Source organism: Streptomyces sp. NPDC017056, from assembly GCF_044332485.1.
Classification (GTDB): Bacteria; Actinomycetota; Actinomycetes; order Streptomycetales; family Streptomycetaceae; genus Streptomyces.
In genome coordinates, this window is the sequence record NZ_JBIRPD010000007.1 from 72,885 (window position 1) to 92,642 (window position 19,758).

Genomic DNA, 19,758 nt, shown 5'->3' on the forward strand with positions numbered 1-19,758 from the left:
ACGCGCCGGAAGTCTATGGGGCAGTGATCAATCACACCGAGGCAGCGCCACCCGAAGCCGCTCCGCCAACCTGATTGATCCCTCGGGGCTAGGGCAACTTGCGTCCCACTGCCAGAGTGAACGTGGTGAGCGGGCCCTTGCCGTCACCTTGAAGCATGATGACTGACTGCGCAGAAAGCGGCCTCTGCGTCGCCTCGAACCGCTACTCTCAGCGCATGGACCTGTACGAGTTGCGCATCGAGAATCTCTTCGATGAATTCACGCATGTCATCCCCTTCAACGCAATTGACGGGTTAACCCTCCTCCACGGCGCCAACGGAGTTGGTAAGACAACGGTACTGAAGATAATTGATGCCCTTTCCAATCGGCGCTTCACAACGCTTTGGTCAATTCATTTTTCCGGACTGCAGGCACGCTTCTCGAACGATGAAACCCTGACCGTTAAACGCAATGTCGATCGAAAGAGTGAAAAAACTTCTCTTGAGTTTCGGCTGACCGAAAGCGGGGGTCGTCTGGTTCGTCCGCCGTGGACCCTTGACCAGGGTGCAGCAGACCTCGGGATCCCGAAGAGCATGATCGAGGACATCGTTCACGAGCTCAACCAAACAGGAGCCAGTGAATGGTTCGACGCGGTAGCCGGAGACACACTTGACATAAATGGCGTGCTTGATCGCTACGGAGATCGACTGAGTCAGTACGCCCGCGTGCCTACGCGCGCAAAGATCCCCGACTGGCTGCGGGCCTTGACGGCGAAATTCCCGGTCTTTTTCATTCGAACCGAGCGGTTGACCAGCGGTTCGCACGACCGGCCTGCGAAATATCGACCGTCTCGTGAAATGCCAATGACTCCTACTGTGCGCACTTTCGCGCGAGACCTCTCTATGCGAATCCAGCAGAGTTTGGCGGAGTACAGCAATTATTCGCAAAAGCTCGACAGCACATTCCCGGCAAGGTTGCTTGATCCGGCCATCCGTGTCGAGACGCCTGGAGAGGACACAATTCGAAAGCGTTACAACGAAGAGGCGGACAGGCGGATTCGATACGTTGAATCTGGCTTGCTGGATCGGGACGCGGAGCTCGAACTTCCTCAGCGCGAGTTGGATCATGGGGAGCGTCGCGTGCTGAACCTGTACCTGGCGGATGTCCGCGATAAGCTTTCTCAGCTCGACGAAATTTCGGAAAAAATCGAGTTGTTCCTACAGGTCATCAACGCGAAATTCCGCCGGAAGCGCCTTTTTGTGGACCGAGAGCAGGGTTTTCGAGTCGTCTCATCGCAGAGTCACCAACTGAGCCTTGAATCCCTGAGTTCCGGCGAACAGCAGGAGATCGTCCTGACCTATGGCCTCCTGTTCAGGGAACAAGTTGGAACGCTTGTCCTAATTGACGAGCCGGAGCTATCTCTGCATGTGTCTTGGCAGAATGACTTCATTCCAGATCTGCTCAAAATTGCCGGGCTGGCAAAGCTTAAATTCCTGGTCGCCACGCATAGTCCTTCGATCATCAATGATCGCTGGGACCTTACGGTCGAACTAAGTGATGGTGAGTAGATGGCCCTGCAGCAGCATCAGAGTAACCCTGTTCGAATTGCCAACGAAGTTGGTATGCTCAGATCTGGAATGTCCGGGCCAATCGTTCTCGTGGAAGGGGCAACAGATACACGCCTATTTCGAAGACTCTTCATCCCGTCGCCACAAGCAAGAGTTATTCATTGCAAGGGGAAATCTAACCTTTTAGCGGCGATAAGTGCGGTGACAAGTCGAGGAATCACCGGGGTTCTGGGAATCTGTGATGCTGACTTCGACCGGATTTTAGGAGTCTCGACAGTAAGGAACGTATTCGCTGTCGATCATCATGACACCGAAATCATGATCAGTGAATCACCGGCTTTTGCCCACTTCTATGCGGAGCTCTATGAGCGTGAAGTCGACGAGAGGGAGATGGGGCGCACTAGGAAGCGACTCCTTTCCTATGCGGCGCATATAGGGAGAATGCGCCTGTGGAGTATGCAGAACGGCGGGAAGCTCGGCTTCAAGACTCTTGATGCTGGCGAGTATATCGAGCGAGACGGATCGTTCAACTTGGAGTCCTGTGTAAACGCTTTGGTGGCAGAAAAGGATCTCGACGCCAATGCCCTTCTTTCGATTGCGACGATTAGTGCTGAATCTCCGGAAACTGAAATATCGTGCGGCCACGATCTAACTTCTCTGCTTGACTCTGATGCGGCCATTCGGAGGCGTTCGCAAGCGCACGGGAGGGGCGTCATAGAGAAGATGCTCAGGCTCAGCTTTGACGCTCAAGCGTTTTCGACGACGAATATCTATAGTATGCTTCGTTTGTGGGAGAAGCAGGAGCAACTGAAGGTTATCCCTGATAGTTAATGATTGAGTCACCTGCACTCCGAGCATTGAGTGCAACGATGCCGTCAAGCAAGGCCGTGGAAGTGGCCTTGCAGCTGCGAACTTGCCACCGTTGTCACGGACCGGCCGCTGCGGTTTCCTCTGCTCGACGGCGGAGCCGCTAGCGTGGCCGATGCGGCTGGGGATGGCAAGACGCGTGCGCCCCTGACCCGTTGGCCCACCCGCCATCGTGGCTGACCATGGGCGGTAGAGGTTGAGGCGGGACGAAGTGAGAGTGCACGTAGTCAAACGCACCAGAGTTGAGCCGTCCCGGAGCCGTCCGAGATCGCTCAGCAGCGATCGATGATGACCAACGACGGCCACTTGGCGCACGAGCCCACCGCTCCTGAACAGCGAAAACTGAGCTCCCCAAGTAGACCGCCAAAAATTAGGGCAAAACAAGAAGAAGTAAGATCATTGGTGCCAAGGCCCCCTCTGCGGTTCTGCTGAGGGGGTGCCGTGCTGAGATCTGCCCCAGGCTGGCCGTTGCTACCCAGCTTGTAACTGGAGCCCGGGCCTTACAGAGGGCGTCCGCGTGCGTCGCGGCGGCGGGGGACGGCGTCTTGGCCCAGGCCGAAGGAGCCGAGTAGCCCAATGACGGCAGCCGGGAGGCTGAGCCACCACCAGGCGCCGCCTCGGCTGAAGCACACTGCCAGCAGAAATGCGGCGACGATCAGTAGCCCGACTGCCAGGCATGAGCCCGCGTAGTCACGGGTTTGCTGGTCTTCCTCCTCGACGATCTTGCGCACCGTAGCGTCGACGTGCTCCCTCAAGATCTGCTTGCCGTCACTGTCGTCCGGCAGCAAGCCGAGCAGCTCGACATCCTGTCTGAGGATCTCTCTCGTCATCGGTCTCTTGCGGCGGGCTTGAGCGAGTCCACCCACGATCGTGATGACGGCGACGATGATCGGAGCCGCTTCCGTCAGTTTCACGGCAACTCCTGGCGCGTGGAGGTTCCGGACCCTCGTGATGCCCGCCGCCGTTGCTGGGTATGCACGGCGCCTGGACGTTGCCCGGCCACGATCGCAGCGGAAGAACGGCGGTTGTCGGGACTGGCTGACTTTCTCTGCGCGTGCGCGTAGCGGAAGGGCCCCGGTCGGCGGTGTGCCGGCCAGGGCCCTGCTGGGCCGCGGCCGCGGCCCGATTCCTCGTTTGGAGGATCAGCCGCAGCTGCCCCCGCACTGGCAGCTGCCGCCGGATTGGCAGCCGCATTGGCAGCCGGGGCCGCAGGCGCAGTCGCTTAGGCGGGGGGGCTGGTCGGCCGGGGTGGGGACAGTGGAACGCGTCATGTTCTGCCTCCTCGGGGAGAGGGGAGAGGGCCGTCCGAATGGTGTTCGCGTCGTTCGCTGTCCATTGGATTCCTGCCGGGCGCGGCGCATCAACGGCGCGTGGAGGCACGGCACGCCGTCGTACGGGGGAGTGCGTGCCGTGCCGTGCGGCGGCGGGCGCCCTTACGCGCCCTCCACCGGCGTCGGCGGAGCGATCTCGTCCGCGTGCTCGCCGGTGACCAGGTAGACGACGCGCTTGGCGACCGATACCGCGTGGTCGGCGAACCGCTCGTAGTAGCGGCCCAGCAACGTCACGTCCACGGCCGTCTCGATGCCGTGCTTCCAGCGGTCGTCCATGAGGTGCTGGAAGAGGGCGCGGTGGAGGAGGTCCATGGCGTCGTCGTCCTGCTCCAGTTGGAGCGCCAGGTCGACGTCCTTGATGATGATGACCTCGGCGGCCTTGGCCATCAGGCGCTGTGCCAGCTGGCCCATTTCCAGGATCGTGGCGTGCAGGTCCCGCGGCACGGCCGTCTCGGGGAAGCGCAGCCGGGCCAGCTTGGCCACGTGCTGGGCCAGGTCGCCGGAGCGTTCCAGGTCGGCGCTCATACGTAGGGAGGTGACGACGATCCGCAGGTCGGTGGCGACCGGCTGCTGGCGGGCGAGGAGGGCTATCGCGCGTGCCTCCAGGTCCCGCTGGAGGTCGTCGACCTTCTCGTCGGCGGCGATGACGGCCTCGGCCAGTTTCAGGTCCGCGTCGAGTATCGCCGTCGTGGCGCGCCCGATCGCGGAGCCGACGAGCCGGGCCATCTCGACGAGGCCCTCGCCGATCGAATCCAGCTCCTCGTGGTACGCGTCCCGCATCAGTGACCTTCTCTCGCTTCGAGGTGGTGTTCGAGGTGGTGATGGTGTCGAGGTGGTGCTGTCGTGGGGGCCGGAAAACCCCACGCTCCCACGTTCCGGCCGGAACGCGACCGGTTCTGCCATCCGGAGTGAACCAGCGCCGACACCAAGGTGAACTCTGGGCGACGTATGTTCGAGCAGGCCCTCGAACGGCTGGGGAACTGTCACACCCGGCGCATAACCTGGAGTCATGAACGTGGACGCGGCCGTCGCCGCAGTGGCAGCGATCGCCGGACTGTGCACCGGCGTCTTCGCCATGCTGGCGTTCCGCTGGAGCGAGCGGGAACAGGCCAAGCCCACGCGTACGTCCCTGCACACCGACGCGGTGCTGCCGCCCGGTGTGGACACGGTCCTGTCCGTGCTGCGCTCCTCGGCCGTCGTGCTGGACGAGGCGGACGCGGTGGTCAAGGCCAGCTCGGCCGCGTACGCCCTCGGGCTCGTACGCGGCGGGAAGCTCGCCGTCGAGCCGATGCTCCAGATGGCCCGCGACACCCGCCGCGACGGCGAGATACGCCAGGTCGAGCTGGACCTGCCGCGCAGGGGGACGGGCCGGGGCGGCGACGCACTGGCGGTCTCGGCGCGGGTCGCGCCGCTCGGCTCGCGGCTGGTCCTGCTGCTGGTCGAGGACCTGACCGAGGCCCGGCGCATAGAGGCGGTACGGCGTGACTTCGTCGCCAACGTCAGCCACGAGTTGAAGACCCCGGTCGGCGCGCTGTCCCTGCTGTCCGAGGCCGTCATGGACGCCAGTGACGACCCCGAGGCCGTCGAGCGCTTCGCGGGGCGCATGCAGAACGAGGCCACCCGCCTGACCAACCTCGTCCAGGAGCTGATCGACCTCTCCCGGGTGCAGAACGACGACCCGCTGGAGGACGCCGAGCCGGTCCGGGTCGACGAGCTGGTCGCCGAGGCGATCGACCGCTGCCGCCAGCAAGCGGGCATGAAACAGATCACCATGGCCGCCGGCGGCACCGCCGACCTGCACGTATGGGGAAACCGCGGCCAGCTCGCCGCCGCGCTCGGCAATCTCGTGGAGAACGCCGTCAACTACTCGCCGGCCCGTACCCGGGTCGGTATCGCGGGCCGCCGTGTCCAGGCGCACGGCGGCGACCTGATCGAGATCGCGGTGACCGACCAGGGCATCGGGATATCGGAGAAGGACCGGGACCGCGTCTTCGAGCGGTTCTACCGCGTGGACCCGGCGCGCTCGCGCGCCACCGGCGGGACCGGCCTCGGCCTCGCCATCGTCAAACACGTGGCCGCCTCGCACGGCGGGGAGGTCACGGTATGGAGCGCTGAGGGACAGGGCTCCACCTTCACCCTGCGTCTTCCGGAGGCCGGCGCCGTGCGCGACCGCGCGCGCACCGCCTCCGACCCGTCAGCGGAGGGCCTCGACGACGAGGACCGCCCCTATGAGACCTTCAACGATCCGCTCCCTGCTCACCCTGCCCCGGAGGTCCTTCCGTGACCCGAGTGCTCGTCGTCGAGGACGAGGAATCGTTCAGTGACGCCCTGTCGTACATGCTCCGCAAGGAGGGCTTCGAGGTCGCCATCGCGGCCACCGGCCCCGACGGCCTGGACGAGTTCGAGCGCAACGGCGCCGACCTGGTCCTGCTGGACCTGATGCTGCCGGGCCTGCCCGGCACCGAGGTCTGCCGTCAGCTGCGCGGCCGCTCCAACGTCCCGGTCATCATGGTGACCGCCAAGGACAGCGAGATCGACAAGGTGGTCGGCCTGGAAATAGGAGCCGACGACTACGTCACCAAGCCCTTCTCCTCCCGCGAGCTGGTCGCCCGGATCCGCGCGGTGCTGCGCCGCCGCGGGGAGCCCGAGGAGGTCACGCCGCAGGCGCTGGAGGCGGGCCCGGTGCGGATGGACGTGGACCGCCACGTCGTCACGGTCTCCGGCGGCAAGGTCGACCTGCCGTTGAAGGAGTTCGACCTGCTGGAGATGCTGCTGCGCAACGCGGGCCGGGTGCTGACCCGTATGCAGCTCATCGACCGCGTGTGGGGCGCCGACTACGTGGGCGACACCAAGACGCTGGACGTCCACGTCAAGCGGCTCCGGGCCAAGATCGAGCCGGACCCGGGCGCGCCGCGCTACCTGGTCACGGTCCGCGGCCTGGGGTACAAGTTCGAGCCGTAAGCCGCCGTAAGCCGTCGAGGGCGTTGGCCGGTCGGTTGCGAGGGCGCGGGCCCTCGGCGGCCGAGGCAGGCGTACGCAGTCGATCGCGCGAGCGTGTGTGAGCGCAGGCGAGCGCCGTGCGGCCGGAGGAGTGTTCTCCGGCCACACGGCGCTCGCTGTGCTGCTGGCTTCCGCCGCGCGGCCTGCGTCAGCGGCCGGCTTCGCGTCAGCGGCCGGCTTCGCCGGAGGGCGTGGCGTTACCGGACGGCGTGGCATTGCCGGACGGCGTGGCGCTGCCCGACGGGCTGCCCTGGCCGCCCGGAGCGCCCGGGGTGCCGCTCGGCGAGCCGGACGGGGCGCCGGCCGAGGCGGACGGCGACGGCATCTCGCTCGGGCCGTAGTCCTTGAAGAAGCTCTTGGCCGGGACGACGAACGCCCGCAGCTGGACCTTGCCGGCCTCGCTGAAGTCGAACGTCAGGGGCTGCGCGTTGCCGTCCTGTACGGCCTCGCGCCCGTTGTCCAGCACGGCGGAGGCGTTGCCCTTGCCGCCGATCACGAGCGAGCCGCCGGCCGGGATCACGATCTGCCCCGTGCCCTTGGCGGGCGACAGCTTCGCGTCCGCGTTCGAGCCGTTGACCTTGATGGACTGGAGCGTCTGGTCCTTGCTGCCATTGTTGAACACCGTCGCGGTCACCACGGCCGGGCCCTTGGCCTTCGGGTCGGGCTGGGTGACGACGGAGGCGTTCTGGATCTTGAGGTCGCCGACGCTGGTCGCGGCGTTGTCGGGCTTGACCTGGAGCGTCTGGGCGTCGTTCCCGGCTCCGCACGCGGAGAGCGTGGCGATCGAGAGCGTGAGAACGGTGGCGGCGAGGACGCCGCGTCGAAGGCTGCGGCTCACGGCGGCGGCATCTCCTTGGACGAACTACGGCGGCCGAACTTCGAGCCCGGTCGCGAATGGGCGGCTGGGCGGCCCTCGCGCGGCCGCCGTGTCGACGTCCGCGTAAAGCCGCCCTAAGGGTGTGTCAGCGCCGCTAGGTTACCGAGCCGTCCCCGGGCCGCCGCACCCGACCCGCCCCCAGGACGATCACACTCTCGTCACATCCGTCCCGGCGGCCTCCCTGCGCGCCGCGGCCGCTCGCCGCCGTACGTCCGGTCGTACGGCCGTTTGGCGATCCATGAGGACTCCACGGCCGTACCCGGAAGAACGCGGTGATCACGGTGATCACGGTGATCACGGCGGTGTTCATGGCGGTGTTCACGGCGGTGATCACGGCGCGCGACCTGGGAATCCCGAATATCCGACGGGCGGCCGTTCGAGTGAAGCCCGGTCTGTTTCCCCGGAGGTAAATCGGCATTCGCAGGGAAAGTCCCGGGTTCCCGAAATTGATCACGTACGGCGGGTGATGCGCAGTGATCAATTAACGAAACGGCGGACACCTGCCCTCCGGGAACCGAACGGAGTAGCGGAAGTGCGACATCCAGATTCCGGCAAAACGGGACGTACGGTCGCTCCGTCGGGCCCTTCCCGGGGTGTGACGTACGTGTTTCGTCCCGCGCAAGAAGCGCCTCCGACCTGCGAATTCCTGCGTCCGGGGGCCTCTCGAAGCACGTTCCGGCCGTTGTTGTCAAGCCCCGAGATATGCCCTGACCTGCGAAAACGCCATTCAGAACAGCCCGTTCCCGTGTTAGCATGGATAGCCACGGAAGGGGTACCTGTCACATGACGTTCAAGGTTGGCGACACCGTGGTCTATCCCCATCACGGGGCCGCGCTGATCGAGGCCATCGAAACTCGCCAGATCAAAGGCGTGGACAAGACCTACTTGGTGCTGAAGGTCGCCCAGGGCGACTTGACTGTTCGTGTGCCAGCGGACAATGCGGAGTTCGTCGGCGTACGCGATGTGGTCGGCCAGGACGGGCTGGACCGGGTCTTCGAGGTGCTCCGCGCACCGTACGCCGAAGAGCCGACGAACTGGTCCCGTCGCTACAAGGCAAACCTGGAGAAGCTCGCATCAGGCGACGTGATCAAGGTCGCCGAGGTGGTACGCGACCTGTGGCGTCGTGAGCGCGAGCGTGGGCTGTCCGCCGGTGAGAAGCGGATGCTCGCCAAGGCCCGCCAGATCCTGGTGAGCGAACTCGCCCTCGCTGAGAACACCAACGAGGACAAGGCCGAGGCCCTGCTCGACGAGGTCCTCGCGTCCTGACGACGCAGTGAATGCCGCGGTGCCCGAGTGGCGGCCGGCTCCGGCCAGGAGCGGTCAGTTGCCGGGCGCTGCGGCATATCTGGCGGCATGCCCGTACGCGCATGCCGTGCCGCAGGGTTCTACGAATACGCACGATGCCACGCATGCGCAGGGTCCTACGAACGTGACGCAGGGTCCTGCAAACGCATGGCGCTACGCAGAACGGTCCTGCGCAGGCCAGCCGTACGCAGGATGGCCCTGTGCGGGATGGCCCTGCGTAGGCATGCGGAAGCCGTGCGGCTCTACCGAACTCTGTGATTGATCCCCGTGGTGACCGCCCCCGTGCTCGTCCCCGACCAGATCATCCGTCTCGCCGGCTTATGGCGTGCCGGGCTCGGGCAGCTGTCCCGACCGGGTGTCACGGAAGGGTCCGGATCGGGGCGTCGCGCCCGGCACACTGCGGCCATACCCATGTCGGCTCAGGAAACAAACCTGTCTGCGCTAATTCCGGGGACTCCCCGGGTTCCGGAGCAACCGATGTCAGACGTATCGCCAGATTCCGCCGGTCCCTCCGGCACGTCCCGTCCCCGCACCGCCGCGGTGATCCCCGCCGCCGGTCGCGGCGTACGGCTGGGCCCGGGCGCCCCCAAGGCGCTTCGAGCGCTGGGCGGCACACCCATGCTCGTCCACGCCGTGCGCGCGATGGCCGCCTCCCGCGCCGTCTCCGTCGTCGTGGTCGTCGCCCCGCCCGACGGCGCCACCGAGGTCCGCAACCTGCTGGACCAGTACCCCCTGTCCGAGCGCACCGACCTGGTGGTCGTGCCCGGCGGCGACACCCGCCAGGAGTCCGTACGCCACGGGCTGGCCGCGCTGCCCGAGAACATCGACGTGGTGCTGGTGCACGACGCGGCCAGGCCGCTGGTGCCCGCCGACACCGTCGACTCGGTGATCGCCGCCGTACGGGCCGGCGCCCCGGCCGTGGTGCCGGCGCTGCCGCTAGCCGACACCGTCAAGCAGGTCGAGCCGCGCACCGGCGCGTCGGCCGGCGAGCCGGAGCCCGTGGTGGGCACGCCGGAGCGCGCCCGGCTGCGCGCCGTACAGACGCCGCAGGGCTTCGACCGGGCGACCCTCGTCAAGGCGCACGAGACAGTCGCCCTCCAGGGTGACGGCGCGACCGACGACGCCGGGATGGTCGAGCAGCTCGGCGCGCCCGTCGTGGTGGTGCCGGGGCACGAAGAAGCGTTCAAGGTGACCCGGCCGCTGGACCTGGTGCTGGCCGAAGCCGTACTCGCCCGCAGGAGGGCCACCGATGGGTATGTATGAGCCGCAGCTGCAGATGATGCCGCTGGTGGGCATCGGCACCGACGTGCACGCCTTCGAGAAGGGGCGCGAACTGTGGGTGGCCGGCCTCCTGTGGGACGACGCGGCGAGCGACGGGTACGGCCTCGCCGGGCACAGCGACGGCGACGTGGTCGCGCACGCGGCCTGTGACGCGCTCTTCTCGGCCGCCGGCGTCGGCGACCTCGGCGCGCACTTCGGCACCGGCCGCCCGGAGTACGCCGGCGCCTCCGGCGTGACGCTGCTGTCCGAGGCGGCCCGCATCGTACGGACCGAGGGCTTCCTGATCGGCAACATCGCGGTGCAGGTCATCGGCGTACGGCCGAAGGTCGGCAAGCGGCGGGCCGAGGCCCAGAAGGTCCTGTCGGAAGCGGCCGGCGCGCCGGTCTCGGTGTCCGGCACCACCTCGGACGGCCTGGGCCTGACGGGCCGCGCGGAGGGCCTGGCGGCGATCGCCACGGCGTTGGTGCTGCCGACGAGGTAAGGGCAAGAGCCTGGTGGGGCCGAGCGGCTGTGTCCAAGCGGCTGCGTCCAAGCGGTGAGCCCGAGACGCCATGTCCAAGAGGCGGGCGGGGCGAACCGACTCCGGCGAAATTGGTCGCGCGGTACGGGAACACCGTGCCGCGCGCGGGAGTTGGGAAGTGCGGGAACGCGGGTCAGGCCGTGACCCGTAGCCCCGCCGTTCCGCTCGCCCGCTCGCTCGCAGGAAGGACACACCGTGCCAGCCGCCCCGTCCGACGACTTGAAGAAGGCCCTCGACAACCGAGTGACGTTGCCGGTGCAGCCGTCCGACGCGCCGTACACCTGCGCCGAGATACGCGGCTCGGCCGTGCCGGTCACCAAGGGCGGTCGTGAAAGGGCAGCCGTGAGCTGATCGACGAGCTGTCGCAGGAATACACCGGGATGGCGTTCACCCCGCACACGGTGGTCGGCAGGCTCCGAGCGGCCCCGCGCGACCGCGCCGAGTGTCACGCTTCCGTCTCCCGTTCCCCCGGGGGTCGCGGGGCACTGCCTGGTTCCGACTACCCTTGATGCGTGACTATTCGCCTGTACGACACCAGCGCCCGGCAGATTCGTGATTTCACCCCGCTCACGCCGGGCTGTGTCTCGATCTACCTGTGTGGCGCGACCGTGCAGGCCGCCCCGCACATCGGGCACATCAGGTCGGGGCTGAACTTCGACATCATGCGCCGCTGGTTCCAGTACCGCGGCTACGACGTGACGTTCGTCCGCAATGTGACGGACATCGACGACAAGATCATCAAGAAGGCCGGCGAGCAGGGCCGCCCGTGGTGGTCCATCGGCTACGACAACGAGGTCGCCTTCAACACGGCGTACGACACCCTCGGCTGCCTGCGCCCGACGTACGAGCCGCGTGCCACCGGTCACGTCCCCGAGATGATCGAGATGATGCGGGGCCTGATCGAGCGCGGCCACGCGTACGCGGCCGACGGCAACGTCTACTTCGACGTGCGCTCCTTCCCGGGCTACCTGGAGCTTTCCAAGCACGAGCTGGACAACCTGCTCCAGCCCTCCGGCGACAACGAGACCGGCAAGCGGGACTCGCGCGACTTCGCCATGTGGAAGGCGGCGAAGCCGGGCGAGCCGAGCTGGGAGACCCCGTGGGGCCGCGGCCGTCCCGGCTGGCACCTGGAGTGCTCGGCGATGGCGCACAAGTACCTCGGCACCGCCTTCGACATCCACGGCGGCGGCGTCGACCTGATCTTCCCGCATCACGACAACGAGATCGCGCAGGCCAAGGCGTACGGCGACGACTTCGCCGCCTACTGGTGCCACAACGCGTGGGTCACCATGAGCGGCGAGAAGATGTCCAAGTCGCTGGGCAACTCGGTGCTGGTCTCGGAGATGGTCAAGCGCTGGCGCCCGATCGTGCTGCGCTACTACCTGGGCACGCCGCACTACCGTTCGATGATCGAGTACAGCGAGGAAGCGCTGCGCGAGGCCGAGTCCGCTTTCGCGCGGATCGAGGGCTTCGTCCAGCGCGTGGTGGAGAAGGCCGGGAGCGTGGAGCCCGCCGCCGAGGTGCCGCCGGCCTTCGCCGAGGCGATGGACGACGACCTGGGCGTCCCGCAGGCGCTCGCCATCGTGCACACCACCGTCCGCCAGGGGAATTCCGCGCTGACGGCCGACGACAAGGAGTCGGCGGTCGCGCGCCTGGCGGAGGTCCGCGCCATGCTCGGCGTGCTGGGCCTGGACCCGCTGGACGAGCAGTGGTCGGGTGGTGACACGGACCGCGGCGAGGACCTGCACGGTGTCGTCGATTCGCTGGTCCGGCTGGTCCTCGAACAGCGCCAGGCGGCCCGCGCCCGTAAGGACTACGCGACCGCCGACGCCATCCGTGACCAGCTCCAGCAGTCCGGCCTGGCCATCGAGGACACCCCCTCGGGCCCGCGCTGGTCCCTGTCCTGAACCACCGGCCCCAGGCCGTCCCCGGTACCCGGCCGATGCCGGTGGCCGGGGCCGGCCGAGGCCGTTCCCGGTGGCGCGGGGCAGCGGGCCGCCGTACCGCGCGGTGCCCTGGTGCCCGTACCGGCGGGTGCCGGTTGGCAGTACCGGCGGCCTCCGGGCGACACTTCTTGCAGACACACATCAGACAGACATCCGTACGTACGTATCCACTCCACGTCGCGAGACGTCGAGAGCAGTGAAGAGACAGGTGACCCATGGCCGGCAACAGCCAGCGCAGGAACCGCCGCACGTCCAACAAGAAGGGCATGCAGGTCGGCAGTGGCGGCCAGCGGCGCCGGGGCCTGGAGGGCAAGGGCCCGACCCCGCCCGCGTCCGCGCGCAAGGGACATGTGAAGAACCGCCTCGCCAACGCGAAGGCCAAGCAGGCGGCCAACCGGCGCCCGGCCCCGCGCCGCGGCGGCGCCAAGGGCACCTCGGAGCTGGTCGTCGGCCGTAACCCGGTCTTCGAGGCGCTGCGCGACGGTGTGCCCGCGACGACGCTGTACGTGCAGCAGTTCATCGAGAACGACGAGCGGGTGCGCGAGGCGCTCCAGCTCGCCGCCGACCGCGGCAACATCAACCTGATGGAGGCGCCGCGGCCCGAACTGGACCGGATGACCAACGGCCTCAACCACCAGGGCCTCGTCCTCCAGGTGCCGCCGTACGAGTACGCGCACCCCGAGGACCTGGCGGCCGCCGCCTTCGACGACGGCGAGGACCCGCTGATCGTCGCGCTGGACGGTGTCACCGACCCGCGCAACCTCGGTGCCGTGGTGCGGTCCGTCGCCGCGTTCGGCGGGCACGGCGTCGTCGTGCCGGAGCGCCGCGCGGCCGGCATGACGGCCGGCGCGTGGAAGACCTCCGCCGGTACGGCGGCCCGTACGCCGGTCGCCCGCGCCACGAACCTGACGCGCGCCCTGGAGGGCTACCAGAAGGCGGGCATGACCGTCGTGGGCCTCGCGGCGGACGGTGAGATGGAGCTCCAGGACCTGGAGGCGCTGGACGGCCCGGTCGTCATCGTCGTCGGCAGCGAGGGCAAGGGCCTGTCGCGGCTGGTCGGCGAGACCTGCGACGTACGCGTGCGCATCCCGATGCCCGGCGGCGCCGAGTCGCTGAACGCGGGCGTCGCGGCGGGCGTGGTGCTGTGGGAGGCGGCGCGGCGGCGCGCCTGACGTGGTGCGGACGGCGGAGCCGACGGCCCCGGGCGGCGGGCTGCGGTCCGGGTGCCTCGGCCCCGCGGCCGCGGTCCCGGACGGCTTCCCGGGGCCTTTGCCAAGGCGGTGGTCCCGGGTACGCCGGGTCGCGCTCCCGTGATCCTTTGACGGGTCTCGGACAGATCGGCGTGGTCAAGGCAGTGTCTTAAACGCGGGTCACTCGGTTAGATGAGCGTGGACACCAGAACACCCCGCACACCTACGGGGGGACGCTCGCCGGGCTTCGATGACGAGCCGGTCCTGAGCTCGGTCAAGGTGCCGTGCGATCCCGCGCAGGTCATTGTCAATCACGCCAGCTTCCGCGTGCAGCTCGCCGCGTCCGCCACAAGCGGCGCCATGGCCGACACCGCGCGCATCCCGGTGGTGCGGGAGCCGGCGGGCGGCAGGCGCCGCGCGCCCGTGGTGTGGAGCGGCCGCACCGCGCCGGGCGGCACGACCGCCGCCACCAGCCAACTCCTGCACGCCGTACGGAATTCGGGGCGGACCACCGTCACCGGCGACCCGACCGAGGAAGCCGGCACCACGACGCAGGTCCTGCCCAGAGTACGGATCGACGAGGAGGAGCCGCCCGCGACCGGCGGCGGCACCGGCGGCCCGGCCTCGACCGTGATCGGCCAGCGCGGCCCCGTGGACGCGGACACCACCCTGCTCAAGGGCGTCCGGCCGACCACCGGCGCCTACGACCACTACGACGACGAGCCCCCGTATCCGGACGAGGAGCCGGCGGCGTACGAGCGGTACGGCGGCGAACCCAAGCGGCGCTGCGGCGACGCGGTCCGGCAGCACGCCTACTACCCGGGCCGCCGGATGAACCTCGGCGTCGTCCTGCTGCCGCTCCGCGTCTTCCTCGGCCTGATCAGCGTGTACGCGGGCATGGGCAAGCTCTGCGACCCCGTCTACTTCGACGGCGGCGAGCGCGGCTCGATGGTGAAGTGGCTCCGGTCGCTCGACCCCTGGACGCTCGTGGCGCCGCTGCGCGACTTCGCGCTCTCGCATCCCGTGGGGGCCGGGCTGACCGTGGCCTTCCTCCAGGTCGTGGTCGGCGTGCTGACCATGTGCGGGCTGTGGCAGCGGGTCGCCGCCTCGTTCGGCGCGCTGCTCTCCGCGGCCCTCCTGATGACGGTCACCTGGCGCACCGTGCCGGTCTACGACGCGCCGGACATCATCTACCTCGCCGCCTGGAGCCCGCTGGTCATCGCGGGCGCGCCGGTCTACTCGGTGGACGCCCGGCTGGCGGGGGAGGCGTGGCGGCGGCTCGGCCCGCGCGTCGAGCTGTGGGACCTGCGGCGCCGGGTGCTGCGCCGCGGCGCGGTGCTGACGGCCGTGGTCGCCGGCCTGACGCTGCTGGTCGGCTCGCTGCTGGGCGGCGCCGTACGGTCCGCCTCCGTACCGTCCGTGCCCAAGCCAGGCGAGCCCGCGACGAACAACCTGCCCGGCTCGCCGCTGCCGCAGCAGTCCCGGCCCGGCGGCTCGAAGGCGCAACACGGCCCGGGGCGCCCCGGCACCAAGCCGAAACAGGCCGGCAAGCCGTCGGCCGGCGCCTCGCACAAGGCGGGTTCCCCGAAGTCGAAGAGCCCGTCGGCGTCGGCTCCCGGCGCGGCGCGCGCGACCGGCAGCGTGTCCGGCTCGGCGCAGCTGCCCGGCCGCTCCTCCAGCGGTACGCCCCCGAGGCAGTCCGCGCCGGCCAGGGTGCCGGCGACCACTCCGCAGGCCCCGTCGGCGGTCGGCGGCACCGCGGGCGGCGCCAACGGCGGCGCGAGCGACGGGGGTTCGGGCGGCTCCAGCGGCGGTTCCCGGGGGCGTGGGAGCACGTTGGGCGGGCTGCTGGGGTGATGGGGGCTCCCAGGGGCGCCGAGGCGTTCCTGGGAGCCGTGGTGCGTGACGCGGAACGCCCCCACAGCTGAGGCTGTGGGGGCGTTCCGCTGCGGGGGGGGGAGGAGGGAGCACGGGGGCAGGGTGCAGGGAGCAGCAGGGGTGGCGTCAGCCGTTCCGCGCGCCGAGTTCCTTGGCGGCCTCGGTCAGGTCCTTGGCCGTGTCGATGGCCCGCCAGTACGCGCCGTTCGGCAGCGGAAAGCCGGCCAGCCGCCGTTCGCGGGCCAGCCGGGGGAACGTGGTGCGCTCGTGGTCCCCGCGCGCGGGCAGCAGCCCGGTGAAGGCGGCGGAGAAGACGTAGACACCCGCATTGATCAGATAAGGGGAGGGCGGCGACTCGATGAAGTCGAGGACGTGGCCGAACTCGTCGGTCTCCACGGCGCCCCACGGAATGCGCGGCCTGGCCAGCGCGAGCGTGGCGTCCGCGCCGCGCTCATGGTGGAAGTCCGCCATCTCGCGCAGCGAGAAACGGGTCCAGATGTCGCCGTTGGTCGCGTACCAGGGCTCTTCCGGCCGGGGCAGCGAGGCGGCGGCGTACTTGAGACCGCCACCGCGACCGAGCGGCTCGGTCTCGACAACGGTCGTGACATTCAGGGGAAGTCGCGCCTGGGACAGCCAGTCCTGGAGCACCTCGGCGAGGTGGCCGCAGGAGACCACCGCGTCCGTGACGCCCTCCGCCGCCAGCCAGGCGAGCTGGTGGCCGATGATCGGGGTCCCGGTGCCGGGGATCTCGACCATCGGCTTGGGACGGTCGTCGGTGTACGGGCGGAGTCGCGAACCCTGGCCTCCGGCCAGGACCACGGCCTGCGTGGGGTGCGGGTACGGGGCGGCTGTCATGGTTCGCACCCTATGCGGTGCGAGCCGGGCTCACTGGACGGAGGCGACGCCGGTGGCGAACGACGTATCGCAGACCGGCCGGGACCAGGCCTGCGCGCGATGGGCGGCACCGCCGTACTTGGCGACCGCGGCGCGGCCCAGGGCACGCGCGATGGCCACGCAGTGCTTGGCCAGCGAGGGGCGCTTGGTGGTCTCCTCCTGGAGGTGGGTGAGGGCGACACCGGGGTTCTTTTCCTGGAGTTCCACCAGGAGCCGGTCGCGGAGCACGTCCTGCGGCGCCCGGGAACCGGCCTTGGTGGAGGCGTTCTCGGAGGACGCGGTCAGCATCTGCTTGTCCGTCCCCGGCGACGCCCACGGAACGCGGGTGACCGCGAGCGTCCCGGACAGGACGAGGACGACGGGAAGGACGAGGGCGAGGGTTCGGCCGATACGGCGGGCTGCGGAGTTCACGGGGCGATGGTAGCGAGTAGTGATGATTTGGCGACATTTAGTCACCGAATCGAGGGATGTTTTCGCTCGGGAATCGCTTGTGGTGTTGACGTACAGGATCGAAATGACGGGTCTGCCGGGGTATTTGTCGACATGCTGCGTACGACGGTTACGGCAGCCACCGCACACGAAGCGGCGGCGCCGGCCCCGAAGAACCGACACCGCCGCCCACACACTTCACGCGGCTACTCAGCCACCGAACCACTCAGCCACCGAGCTATCGCCCGGCTGCCTCAGTCGCCCGGCAGCCTCAGCCGCTCAAACGCCCCAGTCGCCTCAGTCTCTCAGTCGCTCAGCCGCTCACCCGTGGACGTGGAGAACACGTGCGTCTCACCCGGCCGCGGTACGACGTGCAGCTGGGCGCCCTTCTCCGGCACCTGCCGCCCGTTGACCCGTACGACCAGGTCCTTCACCTCGTCGCCCACGGTGGCCGACCCGTACACGTACCCGTCGGCGCCGAGCTCCTCGACGACGTTGACGGTGACCGCGAGGCCCGCCGGGGCGTCCGCCGCCTCCTTGGACAGCGACTTCGCCGCGCCGCCGTTCTGCTCGACGATGTCGAAGTGCTCGGGACGGACGCCGACGGTGACCGTACGGTCCCCCTTGTCGGCCGCGGCGGTCAGCGCCTCCCTGCTGACCGGCACGACACTGTTGCCGAACTTCACACCGCCGTCGGTGATCGGCACCTCGACCAGGTTCATCGCCGGCGACCCGATGAAGCCCGCGACGAAGAGGTTGCTGGGCCGGTCGTACATGTTGCGCGGCGAGTCGACCTGCTGGAGCAGCCCGTCCTTGAGGACGGCCACCCGGTCGCCCATCGTCATGGCCTCGACCTGGTCGTGGGTGACGTACACGGTGGTGATCCCGAGCCGCCGCTGCAGACCGGCGATCTGCGTACGCGTCTGTACGCGCAGCTTCGCGTCCAGGTTGGACAGCGGCTCGTCCATGAGGAATACCTGCGGCTCACGCACGATCGCGCGCCCCATGGCCACCCGCTGGCGCTGGCCACCGGAGAGCGCCTTCGGCTTGCGGCCCAGGTACTCGGTCAGGTCCAGGATCTTCGCCGCGTCCTCGACCTTCTGCCGGATCTCCGCCTTGTTGACGCCCGCGATCTTGAGCGCGAAGCCCATGTTGTCGGCGACGGTCATGTGCGGGTACAGCGCGTAGTTCTGGAACACCATGGCGATGTCCCGGTCCTTGGGCGGCAGGTGGGTGACGTCCCGGTCCCCGATCCGGATCGCGCCGTCGTTGACGTCCTCCAGCCCCGCCAGCATCCGCAGCGAGGTCGACTTCCCACATCCGGACGGCCCGACCAGGACGAGGAACTCGCCGTCCTCGATCTCGATGTCCAGCTTGTCGACGGCGGGCTTGTCGGAACCCGGGTAGATACGGGTTGCCTGGTCGTACGTGACCGTAGCCATGGTGGTGTCCCCTCACCGGCAGGAACGTGCCGGACGATCCGAGTAAAGGAGTGGTGTAGTCCACTGCTGTGGACTGACCGTGACGGTACCCGCGGCGACGCCCGGTGTCAGTAGCCCGCGGGTCACGAAATAACGCGCACAGGTAGGCTGCGTGCCTGGGTACACTTCACCAGGCACGCCTCCTTAGCTCAGCTGGCCAGAGCAACGCTCTTGTAAAGCGTAGGTCGTCGGTTCGAATCCGACAGGGGGCTCTCGGCTTGACCAGGTAAAACGCACTGAAAACGCCCCTCCGGAAGGCCTTCCGGAGGGGCGTTTGTGCTTTTTGGGGCCCGTCCGTGGACAGAACGTGGACAAGACGTTCAAGGAGTCAGGCCGGGCGGGGGCCTGCTCTCGGGGAGCTTTGCCGGGGTGGCAAGCCCGCATCAGCGGCCTTCCGGGGGCGTGGCCCGCTATGAAGCTATGCCACGGCAGGGAGTCCTGAGGGGCGAAGGGCTGCCGGGGAAGGGTGGGGGTTTCTGAGGCAAGAGCGGGCCAGGTGGGGACGGTCGTTGGGGGCCGCCGTTCTTCCCGCGCGTGCGTGTCGGCTCCATCGTGTCAGTCGGGGTGGCTGATGCCGGGGACCATGCGCTGGGCGGCGATGTCCCAGCGCCGCTGCCGCTCACGCCGTAGATAGTGACGTTGTCCGCTCTCGGCCCAGGCCTGTTGAGGCAGCCAACGAGGAGGAGCCGCCGCGTTCGTGGAGCTGGGGTGAGGGCCATCGCAGGGCAGAAGTGCCGGGCAGGTTCCAACGGCCGATCTGCACGGCTGGGGCGGTCAGATCCGCGATCGGAAAGGCCACCCTGTCCTCCGACTTGGCGCCGGCCCGCAGTGCGAAGGGGGCGGCGGGGTGATGGCGAACGGCGTCGATGGCGCGCTGCTGGGCGTGGTCTTCCCTGCTGCCGGTGACGATGACGACCTGGGCGTACTCGTTGGCGCCGTAGGTGACCAGCGGTCGGTCGGTGATGTTCAGGCCGCTGGCGAACACCAGGCCGCGGCGCCGGGTCCCGAGCCGGGGGTAGCCGAGCGGGATCCGGCGTATCGGCCGGCCGTCGGCACTCCGCCAGGTGGTGCACACGTGGTCCGGCGAGTCGGCCGCCTTCATCAGGTCATCGATCTGGTCGCCGAGGGCCGGTGTTTCCCACCAGTGCGAATGCCACGGCTCCGCGGGCGTCCCCACTGTCCCCTTCGTGCGGGGAGCGTGACCGATGCTCG

The 19,758-nt window shown here is 68.6% G+C and carries 19 protein-coding genes and 1 tRNA gene; 13 read left to right on the forward strand and 7 right to left on the reverse strand.

Annotated features, from left to right (window positions below; translation table 11 throughout):
* Positions 1-215: 215 nt before the first annotated feature.
* Together ACH4OW_RS14660 and ACH4OW_RS14665 are read left to right on the forward strand one after the other, a co-directional pair.
* Complete coding sequence (locus tag ACH4OW_RS14660) at positions 216-1,547, forward strand: AAA family ATPase (RefSeq protein WP_398027787.1); 1,332 nt, start codon at positions 216-218, stop codon at positions 1,545-1,547.
* Positions 1,548-2,378, forward strand: a complete 831-nt coding sequence (locus ACH4OW_RS14665) for a DUF4435 domain-containing protein (RefSeq protein WP_398027789.1) — start codon at positions 1,548-1,550, stop codon at positions 2,376-2,378.
* Between the two features lie 536 nt (positions 2,379-2,914).
* On the opposite strand, the gene ACH4OW_RS14670 is transcribed toward ACH4OW_RS14665, so the two are convergent.
* Positions 2,915-3,328, reverse strand: a complete 414-nt coding sequence (locus ACH4OW_RS14670) for a hypothetical protein (RefSeq protein ID WP_398027791.1) — start codon at positions 3,326-3,328, stop codon at positions 2,915-2,917.
* 519 nt (positions 3,329-3,847) lie between these two features.
* Positions 3,848-4,525 carry a phosphate signaling complex protein PhoU gene (phoU, locus tag ACH4OW_RS14675; RefSeq protein WP_398027793.1) on the reverse strand — a complete coding sequence of 226 codons (678 nt, stop codon included), beginning with the start codon at positions 4,523-4,525 and terminating at the stop codon, positions 3,848-3,850.
* A 229-nt stretch (positions 4,526-4,754) separates the two neighbouring features.
* Here phoU and ACH4OW_RS14680 point away from each other — a divergent pair, with 229 nt between their 5' ends.
* Together ACH4OW_RS14680 and ACH4OW_RS14685 are read left to right on the forward strand one after the other, a co-directional pair.
* Positions 4,755-6,029, forward strand: coding sequence for an ATP-binding protein (locus ACH4OW_RS14680; RefSeq protein WP_360125681.1), 1,275 nt, complete (start codon positions 4,755-4,757; stop codon positions 6,027-6,029).
* Entirely contained in the window at positions 6,026-6,706 is a 681-nt protein-coding gene (locus ACH4OW_RS14685) for a response regulator transcription factor (RefSeq protein WP_006603892.1), read from the forward strand. The genes ACH4OW_RS14680 and ACH4OW_RS14685 overlap by 4 nt, the downstream gene beginning before the upstream one ends.
* A gap of 205 nt (positions 6,707-6,911) precedes the next feature.
* Here the strand turns inward: ACH4OW_RS14685 and ACH4OW_RS14690 are convergent, their stop codons facing one another.
* Complete coding sequence (locus ACH4OW_RS14690; RefSeq protein ID WP_360125683.1) at positions 6,912-7,583, reverse strand: DUF461 domain-containing protein; 672 nt, start codon at positions 7,581-7,583, stop codon at positions 6,912-6,914.
* 311 nt (positions 7,584-7,894) lie between these two features.
* On the opposite strand from ACH4OW_RS14690, the gene ACH4OW_RS14695 reads away from it, so the two are divergent.
* The 8 genes from ACH4OW_RS14695 to ACH4OW_RS14730 all read left to right on the forward strand — a co-directional run bounded on the left by ACH4OW_RS14695 (position 7,895) and on the right by ACH4OW_RS14730 (position 15,721).
* Positions 7,895-8,032: a hypothetical protein gene (locus ACH4OW_RS14695; RefSeq protein ID WP_398027796.1), complete on the forward strand. Its 138-nt coding sequence runs from the start codon at positions 7,895-7,897 to the stop codon at positions 8,030-8,032.
* Positions 8,033-8,405: 373 nt separating this feature from the next.
* The gene (locus ACH4OW_RS14700; protein ID WP_003953493.1) at positions 8,406-8,888 is read left to right on the forward strand and encodes a CarD family transcriptional regulator; all 483 of its coding nucleotides are present in this window, start codon (positions 8,406-8,408) and stop codon (positions 8,886-8,888) included.
* 516 nt (positions 8,889-9,404) lie between these two features.
* Positions 9,405-10,190, forward strand: a complete 786-nt coding sequence (gene ispD, locus ACH4OW_RS14705) for a 2-C-methyl-D-erythritol 4-phosphate cytidylyltransferase (protein WP_398027798.1) — start codon at positions 9,405-9,407, stop codon at positions 10,188-10,190.
* Entirely contained in the window at positions 10,183-10,689 is a 507-nt protein-coding gene (gene ispF, locus ACH4OW_RS14710; protein ID WP_360126011.1) for a 2-C-methyl-D-erythritol 2,4-cyclodiphosphate synthase, read from the forward strand. The genes ispD and ispF overlap by 8 nt, the downstream gene beginning before the upstream one ends.
* 234 nt (positions 10,690-10,923) lie before the next feature.
* On the forward strand, positions 10,924-11,079 hold the full coding sequence (locus tag ACH4OW_RS14715; RefSeq protein WP_398027800.1) for a hypothetical protein: 156 nt from the start codon (positions 10,924-10,926) through the stop codon (positions 11,077-11,079).
* Positions 11,080-11,240: 161 nt separating this feature from the next.
* The gene (cysS, locus tag ACH4OW_RS14720) at positions 11,241-12,635 is read left to right on the forward strand and encodes a cysteine--tRNA ligase (RefSeq protein ID WP_360125689.1); all 1,395 of its coding nucleotides are present in this window, start codon (positions 11,241-11,243) and stop codon (positions 12,633-12,635) included.
* A gap of 254 nt (positions 12,636-12,889) precedes the next feature.
* Entirely contained in the window at positions 12,890-13,846 is a 957-nt protein-coding gene (gene rlmB / locus ACH4OW_RS14725; protein WP_360125691.1) for a 23S rRNA (guanosine(2251)-2'-O)-methyltransferase RlmB, read from the forward strand.
* 210 nt (positions 13,847-14,056) lie between these two features.
* Complete coding sequence (locus ACH4OW_RS14730; protein ID WP_398027802.1) at positions 14,057-15,721, forward strand: DoxX family protein; 1,665 nt, start codon at positions 14,057-14,059, stop codon at positions 15,719-15,721.
* Between the two features lie 147 nt (positions 15,722-15,868).
* Here the strand turns inward: ACH4OW_RS14730 and ACH4OW_RS14735 are convergent, their stop codons facing one another.
* The 3 genes from ACH4OW_RS14735 to ACH4OW_RS14745 form a co-directional block, all read right to left on the reverse strand.
* Positions 15,869-16,597 carry a nucleotidyltransferase family protein gene (locus ACH4OW_RS14735; RefSeq protein WP_360125694.1) on the reverse strand — a complete coding sequence of 243 codons (729 nt, stop codon included), beginning with the start codon at positions 16,595-16,597 and terminating at the stop codon, positions 15,869-15,871.
* 30 nt (positions 16,598-16,627) lie between these two features.
* Positions 16,628-17,047, reverse strand: a complete 420-nt coding sequence (locus ACH4OW_RS14740; RefSeq protein WP_360125696.1) for a hypothetical protein — start codon at positions 17,045-17,047, stop codon at positions 16,628-16,630.
* A gap of 323 nt (positions 17,048-17,370) precedes the next feature.
* Positions 17,371-18,507 carry a sn-glycerol-3-phosphate ABC transporter ATP-binding protein UgpC gene (locus ACH4OW_RS14745; RefSeq protein ID WP_360125698.1) on the reverse strand — a complete coding sequence of 379 codons (1,137 nt, stop codon included), beginning with the start codon at positions 18,505-18,507 and terminating at the stop codon, positions 17,371-17,373.
* 177 nt (positions 18,508-18,684) lie between these two features.
* Here ACH4OW_RS14745 and ACH4OW_RS14750 point away from each other — a divergent pair.
* Positions 18,685-18,758, forward strand: a tRNA-Thr gene (locus ACH4OW_RS14750).
* Between the two features lie 407 nt (positions 18,759-19,165).
* Here the strand turns inward: ACH4OW_RS14750 and ACH4OW_RS14755 are convergent.
* Positions 19,166-19,723, reverse strand: coding sequence for a hypothetical protein (locus ACH4OW_RS14755; RefSeq protein WP_398027805.1), 558 nt, complete (start codon positions 19,721-19,723; stop codon positions 19,166-19,168).
* Between the last annotated feature and the right edge of the window lie 35 nt (positions 19,724-19,758).

Excerpts from the sequence above, each read along its gene's own strand:
- ACH4OW_RS14665 (WP_398027789.1), top strand. The coding sequence starts at position 1,548 with ATGGCCCTGCAGCAGCATCAGAGTAACCCTGTTCGAATTGCCAACGAA.
- ACH4OW_RS14745 (WP_360125698.1), bottom strand. The coding sequence starts at position 18,507 with ATGGCTACGGTCACGTACGACCAGGCAACCCGTATCTACCCGGGTTCC.
- ispD (WP_398027798.1), top strand. The coding sequence starts at position 9,405 with ATGTCAGACGTATCGCCAGATTCCGCCGGTCCCTCCGGCACGTCCCGT.
- ACH4OW_RS14660 (WP_398027787.1), top strand. The coding sequence starts at position 216 with ATGGACCTGTACGAGTTGCGCATCGAGAATCTCTTCGATGAATTCACG.
- ispF (WP_360126011.1), top strand. The coding sequence starts at position 10,183 with ATGTATGAGCCGCAGCTGCAGATGATGCCGCTGGTGGGCATCGGCACC.
- ACH4OW_RS14735 (WP_360125694.1), bottom strand. The coding sequence starts at position 16,597 with ATGACAGCCGCCCCGTACCCGCACCCCACGCAGGCCGTGGTCCTGGCC.
- rlmB (WP_360125691.1), top strand. The coding sequence starts at position 12,890 with ATGGCCGGCAACAGCCAGCGCAGGAACCGCCGCACGTCCAACAAGAAG.
- ACH4OW_RS14700 (WP_003953493.1), top strand. The coding sequence starts at position 8,406 with ATGACGTTCAAGGTTGGCGACACCGTGGTCTATCCCCATCACGGGGCC.
- ACH4OW_RS14680 (WP_360125681.1), top strand. The coding sequence starts at position 4,755 with ATGAACGTGGACGCGGCCGTCGCCGCAGTGGCAGCGATCGCCGGACTG.
- ACH4OW_RS14730 (WP_398027802.1), top strand. The coding sequence starts at position 14,057 with ATGAGCGTGGACACCAGAACACCCCGCACACCTACGGGGGGACGCTCG.
- phoU (WP_398027793.1), bottom strand. The coding sequence starts at position 4,525 with ATGCGGGACGCGTACCACGAGGAGCTGGATTCGATCGGCGAGGGCCTC.